This window comes from Pseudomonas songnenensis, assembly GCF_003696315.1.
Taxonomy (GTDB): Bacteria; Pseudomonadota; Gammaproteobacteria; order Pseudomonadales; family Pseudomonadaceae; genus Stutzerimonas; species Stutzerimonas songnenensis.
This window is the reverse complement of the sequence record NZ_RFFN01000003.1, coordinates 314191-329881: the sequence shown is the minus strand read 5'-3', so window position 1 is coordinate 329881 and position 15691 is coordinate 314191. Positions and strand designations below refer to the sequence as shown.

21 protein-coding genes are annotated in these 15691 nt (G+C 64.4%); 6 read left to right on the top strand and 15 right to left on the bottom strand.

Features of this window, described 5'->3' with window-relative positions:
• From EA798_RS10235 to EA798_RS10225, 3 genes are all read left to right on the top strand, one after another.
• Window positions 1-603, top strand: coding sequence for a DUF924 family protein (locus EA798_RS10235; protein WP_122098870.1), 603 nt, complete (start codon window positions 1-3; stop codon window positions 601-603).
• Between the two features lie 78 nt (window positions 604-681).
• Window positions 682-936, top strand: a complete 255-nt coding sequence (gene bamE / locus EA798_RS10230) for an outer membrane protein assembly factor BamE domain-containing protein (protein ID WP_106156230.1) — start codon at window positions 682-684, stop codon at window positions 934-936.
• A 26-nt stretch (window positions 937-962) separates the two neighbouring features.
• Complete coding sequence (locus tag EA798_RS10225) at window positions 963-1496, top strand: lipocalin family protein (protein ID WP_122098869.1); 534 nt, start codon at window positions 963-965, stop codon at window positions 1494-1496.
• A gap of 12 nt (window positions 1497-1508) precedes the next feature.
• Here the strand turns inward: EA798_RS10225 and EA798_RS10220 are convergent, their stop codons facing one another.
• Window positions 1509-1934 (bottom strand): hypothetical protein, encoded by a 426-nt coding sequence (locus EA798_RS10220; RefSeq protein WP_122098868.1) that lies wholly within the window; start codon window positions 1932-1934, stop codon window positions 1509-1511.
• Window positions 1935-2012: 78 nt separating this feature from the next.
• On the opposite strand from EA798_RS10220, the gene pip reads away from it, so the two are divergent.
• Together pip and dtd are read left to right on the top strand one after the other, a co-directional pair.
• Entirely contained in the window at window positions 2013-2987 is a 975-nt protein-coding gene (gene pip, locus EA798_RS10215) for a prolyl aminopeptidase (RefSeq protein ID WP_106156223.1), read from the top strand.
• Window positions 2984-3421 (top strand): D-aminoacyl-tRNA deacylase, encoded by a 438-nt coding sequence (dtd, locus tag EA798_RS10210; RefSeq protein ID WP_106156221.1) that lies wholly within the window; start codon window positions 2984-2986, stop codon window positions 3419-3421. The genes pip and dtd overlap by 4 nt, the downstream gene beginning before the upstream one ends.
• Before the next feature lie 8 nt (window positions 3422-3429).
• Here the strand turns inward: dtd and EA798_RS10205 are convergent, their stop codons facing one another.
• From EA798_RS10205 to ubiE, 10 genes are all read right to left on the bottom strand, one after another.
• Window positions 3430-3849: a UPF0158 family protein gene (locus tag EA798_RS10205; protein ID WP_106156219.1), complete on the bottom strand. Its 420-nt coding sequence runs from the start codon at window positions 3847-3849 to the stop codon at window positions 3430-3432.
• A 173-nt stretch (window positions 3850-4022) separates the two neighbouring features.
• Window positions 4023-4730 (bottom strand): 16S rRNA (uracil(1498)-N(3))-methyltransferase, encoded by a 708-nt coding sequence (locus tag EA798_RS10200; RefSeq protein ID WP_106156216.1) that lies wholly within the window; start codon window positions 4728-4730, stop codon window positions 4023-4025.
• Entirely contained in the window at window positions 4727-5530 is an 804-nt protein-coding gene (tatC, locus tag EA798_RS10195; RefSeq protein ID WP_015278598.1) for a twin-arginine translocase subunit TatC, read from the bottom strand. The genes EA798_RS10200 and tatC overlap by 4 nt, the downstream gene beginning before the upstream one ends.
• Entirely contained in the window at window positions 5527-5955 is a 429-nt protein-coding gene (gene tatB / locus EA798_RS10190) for a Sec-independent protein translocase protein TatB (RefSeq protein ID WP_106156214.1), read from the bottom strand. Before tatB ends, tatC begins: the two co-directional genes overlap by 4 nt.
• A 67-nt stretch (window positions 5956-6022) precedes the next feature.
• Window positions 6023-6253 carry a twin-arginine translocase TatA/TatE family subunit gene (tatA, locus tag EA798_RS10185; RefSeq protein WP_015278596.1) on the bottom strand — a complete coding sequence of 77 codons (231 nt, stop codon included), beginning with the start codon at window positions 6251-6253 and terminating at the stop codon, window positions 6023-6025.
• Window positions 6254-6273: 20 nt separating this feature from the next.
• A complete protein-coding gene (locus tag EA798_RS10180; RefSeq protein ID WP_106156212.1) occupies window positions 6274-6606 on the bottom strand; it encodes a phosphoribosyl-ATP diphosphatase in 333 nt (110 codons plus the stop codon).
• Window positions 6599-6994 (bottom strand): phosphoribosyl-AMP cyclohydrolase, encoded by a 396-nt coding sequence (hisI, locus tag EA798_RS10175; RefSeq protein WP_015278594.1) that lies wholly within the window; start codon window positions 6992-6994, stop codon window positions 6599-6601. Before hisI ends, EA798_RS10180 begins: the two co-directional genes overlap by 8 nt.
• Window positions 6995-7044: 50 nt before the next feature.
• Complete coding sequence (ubiB, locus tag EA798_RS10170) at window positions 7045-8655, bottom strand: ubiquinone biosynthesis regulatory protein kinase UbiB (RefSeq protein ID WP_106156210.1); 1611 nt, start codon at window positions 8653-8655, stop codon at window positions 7045-7047.
• On the bottom strand, window positions 8652-9275 hold the full coding sequence (locus EA798_RS10165; RefSeq protein ID WP_122098867.1) for a ubiquinone biosynthesis accessory factor UbiJ: 624 nt from the start codon (window positions 9273-9275) through the stop codon (window positions 8652-8654). The genes ubiB and EA798_RS10165 overlap by 4 nt, the downstream gene beginning before the upstream one ends.
• Window positions 9275-10045, bottom strand: coding sequence for a bifunctional demethylmenaquinone methyltransferase/2-methoxy-6-polyprenyl-1,4-benzoquinol methylase UbiE (gene ubiE / locus EA798_RS10160; RefSeq protein WP_122098866.1), 771 nt, complete (start codon window positions 10043-10045; stop codon window positions 9275-9277). The genes EA798_RS10165 and ubiE overlap by 1 nt, the downstream gene beginning before the upstream one ends.
• A gap of 236 nt (window positions 10046-10281) precedes the next feature.
• Here ubiE and EA798_RS10155 point away from each other — a divergent pair, with 236 nt between their 5' ends.
• Complete coding sequence (locus EA798_RS10155; RefSeq protein WP_106156202.1) at window positions 10282-10557, top strand: polyhydroxyalkanoic acid system family protein; 276 nt, start codon at window positions 10282-10284, stop codon at window positions 10555-10557.
• A gap of 131 nt (window positions 10558-10688) precedes the next feature.
• Here EA798_RS10155 and EA798_RS10150 read toward each other — a convergent pair whose 3' ends face one another.
• From EA798_RS10150 to EA798_RS10135, 4 genes are all read right to left on the bottom strand, one after another.
• The gene (locus EA798_RS10150; protein ID WP_106156200.1) at window positions 10689-11063 is read right to left on the bottom strand and encodes a gamma-butyrobetaine hydroxylase family protein; all 375 of its coding nucleotides are present in this window, start codon (window positions 11061-11063) and stop codon (window positions 10689-10691) included.
• A gap of 48 nt (window positions 11064-11111) precedes the next feature.
• Entirely contained in the window at window positions 11112-12455 is a 1344-nt protein-coding gene (gene hslU, locus EA798_RS10145) for an ATP-dependent protease ATPase subunit HslU (RefSeq protein ID WP_122098865.1), read from the bottom strand.
• Between the two features lie 104 nt (window positions 12456-12559).
• Window positions 12560-13096 (bottom strand): ATP-dependent protease subunit HslV, encoded by a 537-nt coding sequence (gene hslV, locus EA798_RS10140; protein ID WP_003297271.1) that lies wholly within the window; start codon window positions 13094-13096, stop codon window positions 12560-12562.
• A gap of 137 nt (window positions 13097-13233) precedes the next feature.
• A complete protein-coding gene (locus EA798_RS10135) occupies window positions 13234-15606 on the bottom strand; it encodes an FdhF/YdeP family oxidoreductase (RefSeq protein ID WP_122098864.1) in 2373 nt (790 codons plus the stop codon).
• Window positions 15607-15691 lie beyond the last annotated feature (85 nt).

Below are 15691 nucleotides of genomic sequence, written 5' to 3'. Positions count from 1 at the left end.
ATGCATGCGCCCTGGCAAGAGTTGCTGGATTGGTGGTTCGGCCAGGGCACCCGTGCAACCGAGATCGCTGCCGAAAAGCAGCAGCTCTGGTTCGGTTACCGGGCACAGCAGGATGCCGAGGCACGCGAGCGCTTCGGCGATCGGGTCGAGCAGGCGCTGAACGGTGAGCTGCACGACTGGGCGGAGCTGCCGGAGGGTTGGCTGGCGCTGATCCTGCTGCTCGATCAGCTACCCCGCATGATCCATCGCCACACACCACGAGCCTTCGCCGGCGACGAGCGCGCGCAGCAGCTGGTTCGTGACGGCCTGGCGCATGGCGGTGACATGCTGCTCGCGCCGATCCAGCGCGTGTTCATCTATCTGGTGCTCGAGCACGCGGAAAACCTGGCGGTGCAGGACCTTGCGGTCGCGCACTTCAGTGCTCTGCGTGACATTGCCGATGAGCAGGAACAGCCGCTGTTCCTCGACTTCCTCGACTATGCCGAGCGCCACCGCGAGGTGATCTCGCGCTTCGGCCGCTTCCCGCATCGCAACGCCATTCTCGGTCGTGAGGCCAGCGACACCGAGCAATTATTTCTGGAACAGCCGGGCTCGTCCTTCTGAGGTCGGTTACTACTCGGGCAACGCCCTGTGGCGCCTTTGCGCCGGGCATTGAACCTTAGAACAAGCAAGGAGCTCGATATGTCATTGCGTACCCCATTTCTGCTTGCCTGCGCCTTACTGCTGGCTGCCTGCAGTCCCGTCACCCAGGAGAACTTCGCCAAGCTCAAGCCCGGCATGGAACGGGCGGAAGTGGAAAAGCTGCTCGGCAAGCCCTCCGAATGCGCGGGTGCGCTGGGGATGTCCAGCTGCACCTGGGGTGAGAAGAACCGTTTCATCAGCGTCCAGTTCGCCGGCGACCAGGTAATGATGTTTTCCGGCAAGGGCCTGAAATAGCTACCAATGTAGTTCTGGAGAGTCCCATGCGTGCGAGTGTTGCCCTGCTGTGCCTGGTGCTGTTGAGCGGATGCGTGGGTGGTGGCCGCGAACAGCCGCCCGAGACCGTAGGCGATGTGGACCTTCAGCGCTATCAGGGCACCTGGTACGAGCTGGCGCGCTTGCCGATGTTCTTTCAGCGTGATTGCGTGCGCTCCGAAGCCCATTACGCGTTGCAGGCTGACGGCAGCGTGGCAGTGACCAACCGCTGCGAAACGGAAGACGGTGACTGGCAGGAGGCCAAAGGCGAAGCGGTGCCGCAGGAAGCCGGCAGCACCGATCGGCTCTGGGTACGCTTCGATAACTGGTTCAGCCGGCTCTTTCCCGATCTGACCAAGGGGCACTACTGGGTGCTTTATCTGGATGAGGGCTATAGCACGGCGCTGGTTGGAAGCCCCGATCGCAAATACCTCTGGTTGCTGGCGCGCGATACCGAAGTCGATCAGGCGACACGCGGGCGTCTGCTCGCCGAGGCCGAACGACGCGGTTATGACACCCGTGAGCTGCTCTGGCGCCAGTGATCGTCCGACCTGTCAGTCCCATTCCAGGCGCACCAGCTGCCATTGACCTTGCTCCTGGCGCCACTCGAGCCTGACCTGATAATGCCCTGCCTGCTGCGGCAGCAATGCCTCGGCGCCGGTGAGCGCGACCTGCGCCTCGGTATGGCCGCGATCCGGGTAGGTCGGATCGATCCAGCTGCGCTGACTGAGGGCGATTACTCGGACATTGCGATGACGGACGAACATCAGCGTGGCGGTGCGTCTTGCCCACTCGCGATCGTACTGGCGCTGAGCCTGGAAATCCGGATGCAACAGCTCCATCAGCGCCCCGGTCTGCTTGCTCTCCAGCCTTGTTTGCAACTGCTCCGCAGCCTGCTGCAAGGCCGCTTCCGGGGTGTTGCCACCGCAGCCGACGAGTGCCAGCAGTACCGCCAGCGCCGCTATTTTCCATGCTGACATGCTCAACTCCGTTAACCTCGTTATGATGCCGCTAACGTCATGGGGGCCGGCCGGCCCGCCGCAGATCAGGAGTGTGCCATGCAGACCTTGTATCCGGAGATCAAACCCTACGCCCGGCACGAGCTGGCGGTAGAAGAACCGCATGTGCTCTATGTCGACGAGAGTGGGTCGCCGGATGGTCTGCCCGTGCTGTTCGTCCACGGCGGCCCCGGCGGCGGCTGTGATGCCATGAGTCGGCGCTTCTTCGATCCGAGCCTGTACCGCATCATCACCTTCGATCAGCGCGGCTGTGGTCGTTCGACACCCCATGCCAGTCTGGAAAACAACACCACAGCGCATCTGATCGCCGACATGCAGCGTATCCGCGAGCATCTGGGCATCGACAAATGGGTGCTGTTCGGTGGCTCCTGGGGCTCGACGCTCTCGCTGGCCTATGCCCAGACCTATCCCGAACATGTGCATGCCCTGATTCTGCGCGGCATCTTCCTCTGCCGGCCACAGGATCTCGCCTGGTTCTATCAGGACGGTGCCAGTCGACTGTTCCCTGACTACTGGCAGGATTTCCTCGCCCCGATTCCGCCGGAAGAGCGTGACGACCTGATGCAGGCGTTCCATCGGCGCCTCACCGGGACCGACCAGATCGCCCAGATGCATGCCGCCAAGGCCTGGTCCTGCTGGGAAGGGCGCACCGCGACGCTGCGCCCGAACAATCAGGTGGTCGACCGCTTTGCCGATACCCATCGGGCGCTGTCGATGGCCCGCATCGAATGCCACTATTTCGTCAATCAGGCCTTTCTCGAGCCGGACCAGCTGCTGCGCGACATGCCGAAGATCGCCCACCTGCCGGGCATCATCGTGCATGGCCGCTACGATGCGATCTGCCCATTGGACAATGCCTGGGCACTGCATCAGGCGTGGCCGAACAGCGAGTTGCAGATCATCCGCGATGCCGGGCACTCGGCGGCAGAGCTGGGTATTACCGATGCCCTGGTCCGCGCGACCGTCGAGATCGCCCATCGTTTGCTCGATTTGCCACCGGCCGACGCCGAATGAAGGGGCTGATTCAGCGCGTGCGCCAGGCGCGCGTCGAGGTAGCGGGCGAGGTTGTCGGGTCCATCGACCAGGGGTTGCTCGTACTGGTAGGCGTCGAGCGTGAAGATGACCACGCGCGGGCCGACAAGCTGCTGCACAAGCTGCTCAACTACCGGGTATTCAGCGACGAGCAGGGCAAGATGAATCGCTCGCTGAAGGATATCGGCGGCGGCCTGCTGCTGGTCTCCCAGTTCACCCTGGCGGCCGATACCCGCAGCGGGCTGCGGCCGAGTTTTTCCAGTGCAGCGCCACCCGCACAGGGCGAAGCGTTATATGACTACCTGCTGGCGCAAGCGTGCGCGCAGCATCCGCAGGTGGCTTGCGGGCGCTTCGGCGCCGATATGCAGGTGCATCTGGTCAACGACGGCCCGGTGACCTTCCTTCTCGAAAGCTGACTGCAGCGTCAGTGGCGTACCGGCTCCAGGTCGTTATCGCGCAACCAGGTGACTGCATATTCGCGCAGCTGCACGGTCTGGTAGTGCAGCCAGGCCTCCCTGACCTCGGGGAAGTCCTCCAGCTTGAAATCGAATGTGCGTAACGGCTTGCGGCCGTTGAGCGCGTTGCTCAGCACCGCATGGGCGATGGGGTCGTGCTGGGTGAACAGGAAGGCTTCACGCATGGCGATCGATTGCGCCAGCTCCAGCGGCTCGATGTGAAGGTAGCGATCCTGCTGTACGTCGTATTTCTCCATGACGCCGGGTGCTGGCTCGCTCGGGAAGACGGCACGGATCTCGCCGTTCTCCAGATCCAGGTAGTACTCGGCGCTGTCGCGTCCATCCAGAGCGTACTCCAGACGGTGCATGTCGATGGTCAATGGTCGCATGGCAAGAACGGCTCTTTATTGGATTAGGGCATAGGTCAGGGTTCTCGTGCGGTCGCACGGAAACGTGAGCAGTCTTAGCCTCTGACTCCCTTGCACCGGGTGGGTGCGTTACGTTCATCGGGGCGCGACAGCCAGCGCGGCGAGCTTGGGCCTGGCTGGGCCATGGGAAGGGCTTAGAACAGCCTGGCCAGCAGGGCGCTGACCGCCGTCTCGACACGCAGTATGCGCTCGCCCAGCTGCACCGGTTGCAGCCCCGCCGCCGCGAGCTTTTCCACTTCGTAGGGAATCCAGCCGCCTTCCGGCCCGATCGCCAGCGTGACAGGCTCGACGACAGCACGCGGACAGTGCGGATAGTCGCCGGGATGACCGACCAGGCCCAGAGTGCCTGCGGTGAGTTGCGGCAGGCGATCCTCGACGAAGGGCTTGAAGCGCTTTTCAATGATGACTTCCGGCAACACGGTGTCGCGCGCCTGCTCCAGGCCCAGAATCAGTTGTTCATGGATCGCGGCCGGCTCTAGAAAGGGGGTTTGCCAGAAGCTCTTTTCTACCCGGTAGCTGTTGAGCAGCACCAGTCGCGGCACGCCCATGGTCGCGACGGTCTGCAGCACGCGGCGCAGCATTTTCGGCCGCGGCAGTGCCAGCAGCAGAGTCAGCGGCAGCTTGGCCGGTGGCGGTTGGTCGAAGCTGACCTGCAGTTCCGCTTCGCCGGCATCCAGACGCAGCAGGCGGCCGCTGCCCATGTCGCCGCCGAGCAGGCCGACCTTGAGGCTTTCGCCGACTTCGGCGCGATGTACCTGTTGCAGGTGTGTCAGGCGGCGATCACGCAGCAGCACGCGGTCGGCGGCGACGAAGTCCGCCTGATCGAGCAGTAGCAGGTTCACGGGCGTGGGGCAGGGGGCTGGTCACCGGTTTCCGGCGCTTCGTCCTCGGCATCGCCGCGGAAATGCGGATCGCGTTTCTTCACCAGGCTGCCGCAGATCACCCCGGCCTCGAACAGCAGCCACATCGGCACGGCCAGCAGCGCCTGGGAGAACACGTCGGGTGGTGTCAGCACCATGCCGACGGCGAAGCAGCCAACGATCACGTACGGGCGGCTCTTGCGCAGGGTCGCGACATCGACGATGCCGACCCAGATCAGCAGGAATGTCGCCACCGGGATCTCGAAGGCCACGCCGAAGGCGAAGAACAGCGTCAGCACGAAGTCCAGGTACTGGCCGATGTCGGTCATCATCGCCACGCCTTCCGGTGTCACGCTGGCGAAGAAGCCGAACATGATCGGGAACACCACGAAGTAGGCGAACGCCATACCTGCGTAGAACAGAAAGATGCTCGAAACCAGCAGCGGCACGGCGATGCGCTTTTCGTGCTTGTACAGCCCCGGCGCGATGAAGCCCCATATCTGATGCAGAATGACCGGCATCGACAGGAACAGCGCAACCATCAGGGTCAGCTTGAACGGCGTCAGGAAGGGCGAGGCGACGCCGGTGGCGATCATCGTCGCGCCTTCGGGCAGGTAGGCGCGCAGCGGTGCTGCGACCAGCGCGTAGATCTGCTGCGAGAAATAGAACAGCCCGCCGAACAGCAGGGCGATCGCCACGACGCAACGCAGCAGGCGCTTGCGCAGCTCGGTCAGATGCGCAACCAGCGGCATTTCCTGGTCGTCGATGGAAGACTGGCTCATGGTTCGGGTGATCTGTCGGGGCGAGGAGTGGGCGCGGGTTCGGCACTGGAGGCAGGCGATTCCGCAGGTGGCGCTACCGTGCTGCTGACGTCGGCTGCGCTGCTGCCAGCGCTGGCGGCGACCTCGGTCGCGTTGCCAGCCGGTGGCGGCGTGGCGGCAGTCGAGGTAGTGGATGGCGCTGGTGGCATGATGCTCTGCTTCATCTCCCGCTCAAGGTCGAGGATGCGCTCGTTATGCAGCTGGCGACGGATCTCGTCGGCGCCGATTTCGCGCTCCACTTCGGCCTTGATGTTGCTGAAGCTGCGTTTCAACCTGCCAACCCAAAGCCCGGTGGTCCGCACCGCACCCGGCAGGCGCTCCGGGCCGAGCACCATCAGCGCCACCAGGCCGACCAGTAGCAGTTCGGTGAAACCGATATCGAACATCAGGACGTGCTCACATCAATAGAGAGAGCGGGCGCGCAGCAACTGCGCGCCCGCGTCGAGCCAGGGACTAGTCTTTCTTGGTCGGTTCTTCGACCTTGCGCGCTTGCGCATCGATGGTGTGGTTCTGCTTGTCCTCGACGCCGGGCTTTTCCTCGTCGGTGCCCATGGATTTGCGGAAGCCCTTGATCGCATCACCGAGATCGGAGCCCAGGCCCTTGAGGCGCTTGGTGCCGAACAACATGATGACGATGAGCAGAATGATCAGGAGTTGCCAGATGCTGATGCCGCCAAAACCCATGGTGATATCTCCGATGTGAATCAGGTTTGCGGACGCGCGGCTTTTTCCGCGTGTCCGGAGAGACCGAAGCGTCGATCCAGTTCATCCAGCACGGCCTGCGGGTGCTGGCCGAGCGCGGCGAGCATGACCATGCTGTGGAACCACAGATCGGCGGTTTCGTAGATCAGGTCGCTGGCGTCGCCACTCGCGGCGGCGTCCTTGGCGGCGAGGATGGTTTCCACCGATTCCTCACCGACCTTCTCGAGAATCTTGTTCAGCCCCTTGTGATACAGGCTGGCAACGTAGGAGCTGTCCGGCGCCGCACCCTTGCGGGCCTCCAGCACCTCGGCCAGGCGGGTCAGGGTGTCACTCATGCTTGTGCTCCGCATAGATGGCGTGCGGGTCCTTGAGAACCGGCTCGACGACTTTCCAGCTGCCATTTTCGAAGACACGGTAGAAGCAGCTTTCCCGGCCAGTATGGCAGGCGATGCCGCCGATCTGCTCGACCATCAGGATGATCACGTCGGCGTCGCAGTCCAGGCGCAGCTCATGCAGTCGCTGCACATGCCCGGACTCCTCGCCCTTGCGCCACAGCTTGCCACGCGAACGTGACCAATAGATGGCGCGACCTTCCTGTGCGGTCAGCGCCAGCGCCTCGCGGTTCATCCAGGCCATCATCAGCACGCGACCGCTCTGGTAGTCCTGCGCGATCGCCGGGACCATGCCGTCGGCGTTCCAGTTGATTTCGTCCAGCCAGTTCATCGGGTTCTCCGCTCAATGCGCTCAAGTGTGCCAGCCCGCACCAGCGATGGCTATCGGCGCACCACGATGAAGATGCCGGCCACCAGCATGACCCAGGCCGGCCAGGCGCTGATAGTCGCAATATTCTCGGCGCTGGCCGCCAGCGTGGCGCCACTGCCAAGCAGCAGCGCGCCGATCAGACGCAGCGGCCAGCCGCGATGGCGCTCGCGCCATGGCGGCGGCGGATTGTTCGCATGGGGATGCGACATACGCTCGAGCAGCTCGCGGGTCATGTGCGCCAGGTGCGGCAGCTGTTCGATCTGTGCGTGCACATTCTTGATCAGCTGCTTGGGGCTCATGCGTTCGCGCATCCAGCGCTCGAGGTAAGGCTGCCCGGTGCTCCAGAGGTCGAGATCCGGGTAAAGCTCGCGGCCGAGACCTTCGATATTGAGCAGGGTCTTCTGCAGCAGCACCAGCTGCGGCTGCACTTCCATGTTGAAGCGTCGCGCCACCTGGAACAGACGCACCAGCAGCTGGCCGAAGGAGATGTCCTTCAGCGGTTTCTCGAAGATCGGCTCGCAGACGGTGCGGATTGCCGCCTCGAACTCGTTGACCTTGGTTTCCGCCGGCACCCAGCCCGAGTCGATGTGCAGCTGCGCGACCTTGCGGTAGTCGCGTTTGAAGAAGGCCATCAGGTTGCGCGCCAGGTAGTCCTGGTCCTCGGGTGTCAGGCTGCCGACGATGCCGAAATCCACCGCGATGTACTGCGGGCTCCACGGCTGATGGGTGCTGACGAAGATGTTGCCGGGGTGCATGTCGGCGTGGAAGAAGCTGTCGCGGAACACCTGGGTGAAGAAGATCTCCACGCCGCGCTCGGCCAGCTGGCGCATATCGGTGTTCTGCCGCGCCAGCCCGGCCATGTCGGTCACCGGGACGCCGTAGATGCGCTCCATCACCAGCACCTGTGGGCGGCAGTAGTCCCAGTAGACCTGCGGCACGTAGAGCAGCGGCGAGCCTTCGAAATTGCGCTTGAGCTGGCTGGCATTGGCGGCTTCGCGCAACAGGTCCAGCTCGTCGTAGATGGTCTTGGCGTAGTCGTCGACCACTTCCACCAGGTGCAGACGGCGCGCGTCGATGGAGATGCGCTCGGCGCTGTTGGCGAGCATGAACAGCCAGGCCAGATCCTGGCTGATGATCGGCTTGAGGTTCGGGCGCACCACCTTGACCACCACCTCCTCGCCGGAACGCAGCTTCGCCGCATGCACCTGAGCCACCGAGGCGGAAGCCAGCGGCTTGCTGTCGAAGCGGGCAAAGATCTCTCCTACCGGCGCTCCCAGTTGGCGTTCGATCAGTGCCGTGGCGACGGCCGAATCGAAAGGCGGCACGCGGTCCTGCAGCATCGCCAGCTCTTCGGCGATATCCGGCGGCAGCAGGTCGCGGCGAGTGGAGAGGATCTGCCCGAACTTGATGAAGATCGGCCCCAGCCCTTCCAGCGCCAGGCGCAGCCGAGCGCCGCGCGACAGCTCGCTGCGCCGGCGCGGAATCCAGCGCCAGGGCAGCAGATAGCTGGTGGCGCGCAACCACCAGGGCATCGGCAAGTCGAGAATGATGTCATCGAGGCGGTAGCGGATCACCACCAGCAGGATGCGAAACAGGCGGCGTGCGGCGGCGAACAGCTTCATTCGGGGCGTTCTGGATTCAGGTGGAGGGCGAGGCGCTCGATACGGGCTTCGAGACGGTCGAGGGCAAGTTTCATGTCGTCCAGCTCGTCGAAGCGTGCCTGGGCTTCGGCCTGGCCGACCAGCATCCGCGACTCCTCGCTGAGGTAGTCGGCCAGATCCTGACGTAGCGAGCCGGCACTGTCGCGCGCCCACTCCACCGGGCTGCGCAGGCTGGAGCCGAGCAGTTGTGCGCCGACCGGGCCGAGCCAGCGGGAGATCTCGTATTCCCAGTCCAGCTCCAGATCCTGCAGCACTTCGGCCAGGTTCATCAGCAGGCCGCTGTCGCCATTGATCTCGACCTCCGGCCCGTGCAGCACCGCAGTCTTGTTGCGGCTCACGGCCAGGCTCAGCAGGCTGCTCGCCGGCGCGCGCAGGCGGCAATCGGCATCCGCACCCCAATCACTGGCCAGGCGCAGGCCTTCGTCATCGGCGAGGATGAACAGCCGCCAGGCCGGTGCCGTGCAGTCGATCTCGATGATCCTGCCGCTCAGGCGTGCCAGTCGCGGCAGCGCCGTGGGGTCGAGGCGCAGAATGCGATTGATGCCGCGCTCGGCGCCGGCCAGCAGGGCAGCGCGCAGCATCAGGGCTTGATGCCGCGGTGCAGGGCGACGATGCCGCCGGTCATGTTGTGATAGCTGACGCGCTCGAAGCCGGCGGTCTCCATCATGCTCTTGAGGGTTTCCTGATCCGGGTGCATGCGGATCGACTCGGCCAGGTAGCGATAGCTGTCGGCGTCGTTGGTGATCAGCTTGCCCATCATCGGCAGCAGGCTGAACGAGTAGGCGTCATAGGCCTTGGAGAACAGCTGGTTGGTCGGCTTGGAGAATTCCAGCACCAGCAGACGACCGCCCGGCTTCAGCACCCGCAGCATCGAGGCGATGGCGTCTTCCTTGTGCGTCACGTTGCGCAGGCCGAAGGCGATGGTGACCACGTCGAAATAGTTGTCGGGGAAGGGCAGCTTCTCGGCGTCGGCCTGGACGAACCTGACGTTGCCGGCCACGCCCTTGTCCAGCAGCTTGTCGCGGCCGACCTTGAGCATCGAAGCGTTGATGTCGGCCAGCACGACTTCGCCGGTGTGGCCGACGATACGCGAGAACTGGCGGGTCAGGTCGCCGGTACCGCCGGCGATGTCCAGCACGCGGTTACCGTGGCGGGCGCCGGACAGTTCGATGGTGAAGCGCTTCCACAGGCGATGAACGCCACCGGACATCAGGTCGTTCATCAGGTCGTACTTGGCGGCCACTGAGTGGAACACCTCGGCCACCTTCTGCGCCTTCTGGCTTTCCGGCACGTTCTTGTAGCCGAAATGAGTGGTCGGTTCTGCGTCATGCGCTTTGCGAGGGTCGGTCATGTCACTTTCGCCGAGAAGAATGTGCCCGGCATTCTAAACCTAAATGGCCGGCTGATAAGCGTCGAGCTGGCGGCGGCCGGCAAAAGGTCTAGCGGCGACATGTCGCAGGGTTGCGGAGGCCGAGGAAATCGCCCTGCGCGTCTGCAGCCTCTTGCGAGCACCCCCAGGGACTCCCTCCGCCGTTCGTCGCCGCTTTGTTATAGTGCGCGCCTTTTCGGGCGCAGCCAGGAGTCCTAATGGCCCAGATCATCGTCGAACGTACCCACAATCTTGGCCGCGAGATCGCACGCGAGAAGGCCGACGAACTGGCTGCACGCCTGGCTCGCGAGTTTGGTGTGAGCTGTCAGTGGCAGGGCGATGTGCTGGCAGTCAAGCGCAGCGGCGCGGATGGGCGCATTGAGGTCCACGAGGACAGCGTGAAGGTGCTGCTCAACCTCGGTCTGCTGCTCTCGGCAATGGGCAGCAGCATTCAGGGCCAGATCGAGCGCGCGTTGGACAAGGCGCTGGCCTGATTCAGCGCTGCCGTTTCGTGCATTGCATACGCGGCGAGGCGTCGGCGTAGGGTGGATGTCGCTTTTTACATCCACCGCCGCTGAGCCGCGGCTCTGATCGGTGAAGCGTGATCCACCCTGCGGTTTTGCTTTCAGAGCATCAGCTTGACCACGGATTCGTTCGGGTCGCGTGACTTGCCGGCTGCCGCCAGTGCCGCGAGATAGTCTTCCCACAGCGCCTGCTGATTCAGTGCCAGGCGCTCCAGATAGTCCCAGGTGAACAGGCCGCTGTCGTGGCCGTCGCTGAAGGTCAGCTTCAGGGCGTACTGGCCGGCCGGCTCGAGCTGCTCCAGGCCGACGTTCAACTTGCCGGTCTGCAGCACCGGATTGCCGTGGCCCTGGACTTCCGCCGAGGGCGAATGCACACGCAGGAACTCGGCGGGCAGCACGTAGCGCTCGTCGGCGCCGTATTCCAGCTCCAGGGTTTTCGATGCCTTGTGCAGCTTGATTGCGGTGGGGATGCGCATGCAACGCTCCGGAAAAACCGGCCGCGGCGGTCGCCACGGCCGCGACGGTTAGAGGATGTAGCGCGACAGGTCTTCGTCCTGCGCCAGCTCGCCGAGGTGTTCGTTGACGTAGGCGGCGTCGATGCGGATCGCCTCGCCGTCCTGCTTGGCCGCGATATCGCCAGCGCTGAAGGAAACCTCCTCCAGCAGTCGCTCGAGCAGCGTGTGCAGGCGACGGGCACCGATGTTCTCGGTTTTCTCGTTGACCTGCCAGGCGATCTCGGCGATGCGCTTGATGCCGTCCTCGAGAAACTCGATGTGCAGGCCTTCGGTCTTCAGCAGCTCGCGGTACTGCTCGGTGAGCGCCGCATGCGGCTCGGTGAGGATGCGCTCGAAGTCCTGCGGTGACAGTGCCTTGAGCTCGACGCGGATCGGCAGGCGACCCTGCAGTTCCGGCACCAGGTCGCTGGGCTTGGACAGGTGGAAGGCGCCGGAGGCGATGAAGAGAATATGGTCGGTCTTGACCATGCCGAGCTTGGTGTTGACCGTGCTGCCCTCGATCAGCGGCAGCAGGTCGCGCTGCACACCCTCGCGGGAAACGTCGGCGCCGCTGGTGTTGCCGCGCTTGGCGACCTTGTCGATCTCGTCGATGAAGACGATACCGTTCTGCTCCACCGCCTCCAGGGCGCGGGCCTTGAGGTCTTCTTCGTTGACCAGGCGCGCGGCTTCCTCGTCGCGGATGAGCTTGAAGGCTTCCTTGATCTTCAGCTTGCGGCTCTTCTTCTTGCCCTTGCCCATGTTGGCGAAGAGGTTCTGCAGCTGGTTGGTCATTTCCTCCATGCCGGGCGGAGCCATGATCTCCACCCCGGCCGGGCTGTCGGCGACCTCGATGTCGATTTCCTTGTCGTCCAGCTGGCCTTCGCGCAGGCGCTTGCGGAACAGCTGGCGGGTGTTGGAATCACTGCTCTGCATCGGCTCTTCGGAGAAGCCCACTGGTCGCGCCGGCGGCAGCAGGGCGTCGAGGATGCGCTCTTCGGCGGCGTCTTCGGCGCGGTGGCGCATCTTGTGCACCTCCTGCTCGCGCAGCATCTTCAGCGCCGCGTCGGCCAGGTCGCGGATGATCGATTCGACGTCGCGGCCGACATAACCGACCTCGGTGAACTTGGTGGCTTCCACTTTCAGGAACGGTGCGTTGGCCAGCTTGGCCAGGCGGCGGGCAATTTCGGTCTTGCCGACGCCGGTCGGGCCGATCATCAGAATGTTCTTCGGCGTGACTTCCTGGCGCAGCTCGGCGGGCAGCTGCATGCGCCGCCAGCGGTTGCGCAGGGCGATGGCCACGGCGCGCTTGGCGTCGTCCTGGCCGATGATGTGGCGGTTGAGTTCGTGGACGATCTCGCGGGGCGTCATGGACATTTCAATACTCCGGGAGCTGGGCAGGGAACGAACAGGCAGCTTGAAAAACCTGGGCGAGGCGGGCAACGCAGTATTGCCAACGCAGCCAGTGTTTCATCGGCCTGTCAGATCGCGCTGTCCAGCTCCTCTATGGTCAGATTCTGATTGGTAAAGACGCAGATGCTGCCGGCGATGTTCAGCGCCGTCTCGGCGATCTCCTGGGCCGACATGTCGTCGCCGGCCTTGAGCAGTAGCGCCTTGGCCGCGGCCTGGGCGAAACCGCCGCCCGAACCCATGGCGATCAGGTCGTCCTCGGGCTGCACCACATCGCCGTTGCCGGTGATGATCAGCGAGGCGTCCTTGTTGGCCACGGCGAGCATGGCCTCCAGACGGCTCAGGGAGCGGTCGGTGCGCCAGTCCTTGGCCAGCTCGACGGCGGCGCGCACCAGATGGCCCTGGTGCTTCTCCAATTGGCCTTCGAAGCGCTCGAAGAGGGTGAAGGCATCGGCGGTGGCGCCGGCGAATCCCGCCAGAACCTGGCCGTGATAGAGGCGCCGCACTTTCTTGGCGTTGCCCTTCATGACGGTGTTGCCCAGGGAAACCTGGCCGTCACCGCCCATGACGACTTTGCCGTTGCGGCGCACTGAAACGATGGTGGTCAAAGGAAAATCTCCACACTGCGGGGCGATGAATGCCCGAATGCGGTTGATATGGGGGACTGCTGCCGGCTTTTCAACGGCTGTCGGTGAGGTTCCTCGACAGCCGTGTTACAGCGCTTTGCTTTGCAGCACTCGGTCGCTCAGGCCGGTCCGGGCTCTTCGCTGCGCTGCGGCCGACTGGGTTGGCGCGGCACGTCGCCGGCTACCGCCGCGGCGATCAGCTTGCGCAGGCGCACCGGAATCGACTTGGCCGCCGGCACCTTGCTGCGTTCGGCATGGTGCCAGACCGGCAGCAGGGCGTTGCATTCGGGGTAGTAGCCGGCGCAGCAGCCCTCCGGAATGTTGTAGGGCGTCACCCGCAGCGGGCCGACCGCGCGGTGCACGCCGTCGTCGACCACGGTGATCGCCTCGATGCGGTCGTTCTCGGCCAGGCCGAGGCGGACGATGTCGTTGCGGTTCATCAGGATCACCGCGCGGGTGCCGTGAATGCCGCGAAAGCGGTCGTCGTAGCCGTAGACGGTGGTGTTGAACTGGTCGTTGCTGCGCAGCGTCATCATCTGCAGCACGTCGTGCTGCTCGTGGCCGCCTTCCTCGGTATCCGGGTCCATGTTCAGCGAGGGCGGGTTGATGAAGTTGGCCTTGCCGGTCTCGGTGTCCCAGCGCCGCTGACTGGCACCGAGCGGGCGGTGGAAGCCGCCGGGCTCCATCATGCGCACGTTGAAATCGTGGAAGATCTCCGGGTAGCTCTCGGCGATGGCGTCGCGGATCAGGCTGTAGTCCGCGACCCAGGCGTCCCAGTCCAGCATCGGGTTGGGTGCCAGCGTGGCCTTGGCCAGCCGCGCGATGATCGCCGGTTCCGACAGCAGCAGTTCGCCGGCCGGCTCGGCGGCGCCGCGCCAGGCACGGATGCAGCCGGTGCTGTCTTCGGTGGTGTGGCGTTGCTCGCCGGTGGCCTGGCGGTCGATCTCGGTGCGCCCCAGGCAGGGCAGGATGTAAGACACCTGGCCGGTGATCAGGTGATTGCGGTTGAGCTTGGTCGACACCTGCACCGACAAGCGCAACCTGCGCCAGGCCGGCTCCATCTGCAGGGTATCGGGAATGGCGCGGACGAAGTTGCCGCCCAGGCCGATGAAGCCACGAATGCTGCCGTCGAGAATGCCTTCGCAGGCTTCCACGGTATTTACGCCATCCTCGCCCGGCGGCTCGAAGCCGAACTGCCGGCGCAGGTTGTCCGCCGGCACCTTTGCTGCCTTTTCGGTGATGCCGACGGTGCGCTGGCCCTGCACGTTGGAGTGGCCGCGCACCGGCAGGATGCCTGCACCTTCCTTGCCGATGTTGCCGCGCAACAGCAGCAGGTTGACCAGCATCTGGATCGTCTGCACGCCGTAGCGATGCTGGGTCAGGCCCATGCCGTATGGCGCGATAACCCGTTCACAGCTGGCATAAACGGTGGCCGCTGCCTCCATGGCGGTCCGGCTCAAGCCCGAACGGCGCTCCAGATGCGGCCAGCTGTAGCTGCGGATGCGCTGTTCGAAATCCTCGAAGCCATGGGTGTGCTGCTCGATGAAATCCACGTCGAGCACACGCTTGCGGCCCTCGGCCACCGCCTTGTCGTCCATTTCGAACAGCGCCTTGCACATGCCGGCGATGGCGGCCATGTCGCCGCCGATGGCGAGCTGGTGATACTGGGTGCTGATCAGCGTGCTGTCGGGGGTGAGCATCTCGCGCGGCGACTGTGGGTTGACGAAGCGCTCCAGTCCGCGCTCGCGCAACGGGTTGAAGGTGACGATCTGCGCGCCGCGTTCACGGGCTTCCTGTAGCTGATGCAGCATCCGCGGGCTGGAGGTGCCGGTGTTGTGGCCGAAGAAGAACAACCCGTCGGTGTGTTCGAAATCGTTCAGGGTGACGGTCGCCACCGGCACGCCGATGCTTTCCGGCAGCGCCACCGAGGTGCTCTCGTGGCACATGTTGGAACTGTCCGGCAGGTTGTTGGTGCCGTACAGCCGCGCCAGCAGGCCATACATGTAGGCCGTCTCCAGCGCCGCGCGACCGGACATGTAGAACACCACCTGATCGGGATCGGCCATGGCCTTGAGTTCGGCACCGATCTCGGCGAAGGCCTCATCCCAGCTGACCGGCCGGTAATGATCGCTGGCGGCGTCGTAGCGCAGCGGATGGGTCAGGCGACCCTGCTGCTCCAGATCGTAGTCGCTCCAGTTGAGCAGCTCGCCGACGCTGTGTTTGGCAAAGAATTCCGGGCCACAGCGCAGCGACGTGGTTTCCCACGCAGTCGCCTTGGCGCCGTTTTCACAGAAGGACAGCGGTCGTGAAGGATGTGGTTTCGCCCAGGCGCAGCTGACGCAGGCGAAGCCGTCGATCGGCTTGTTCTGCTTGAGCAGCAGGCCGATGCCGGCCGGCGAGACCCGCTCACGCAGCAGGATGTTGGCGACGGAGTAGGCCGATCCCCAGCCACCGGCCGGTGCACGGTAGGGTTTGAACTTGGTCTGGGACACGTCGTTCCTCCTTTCGCAGGGAGCTTGTCTGTTTACGACGGGACCCGCGCCGGATCGTTCAGGGCGCTTTGTCACAAGGTTGTGC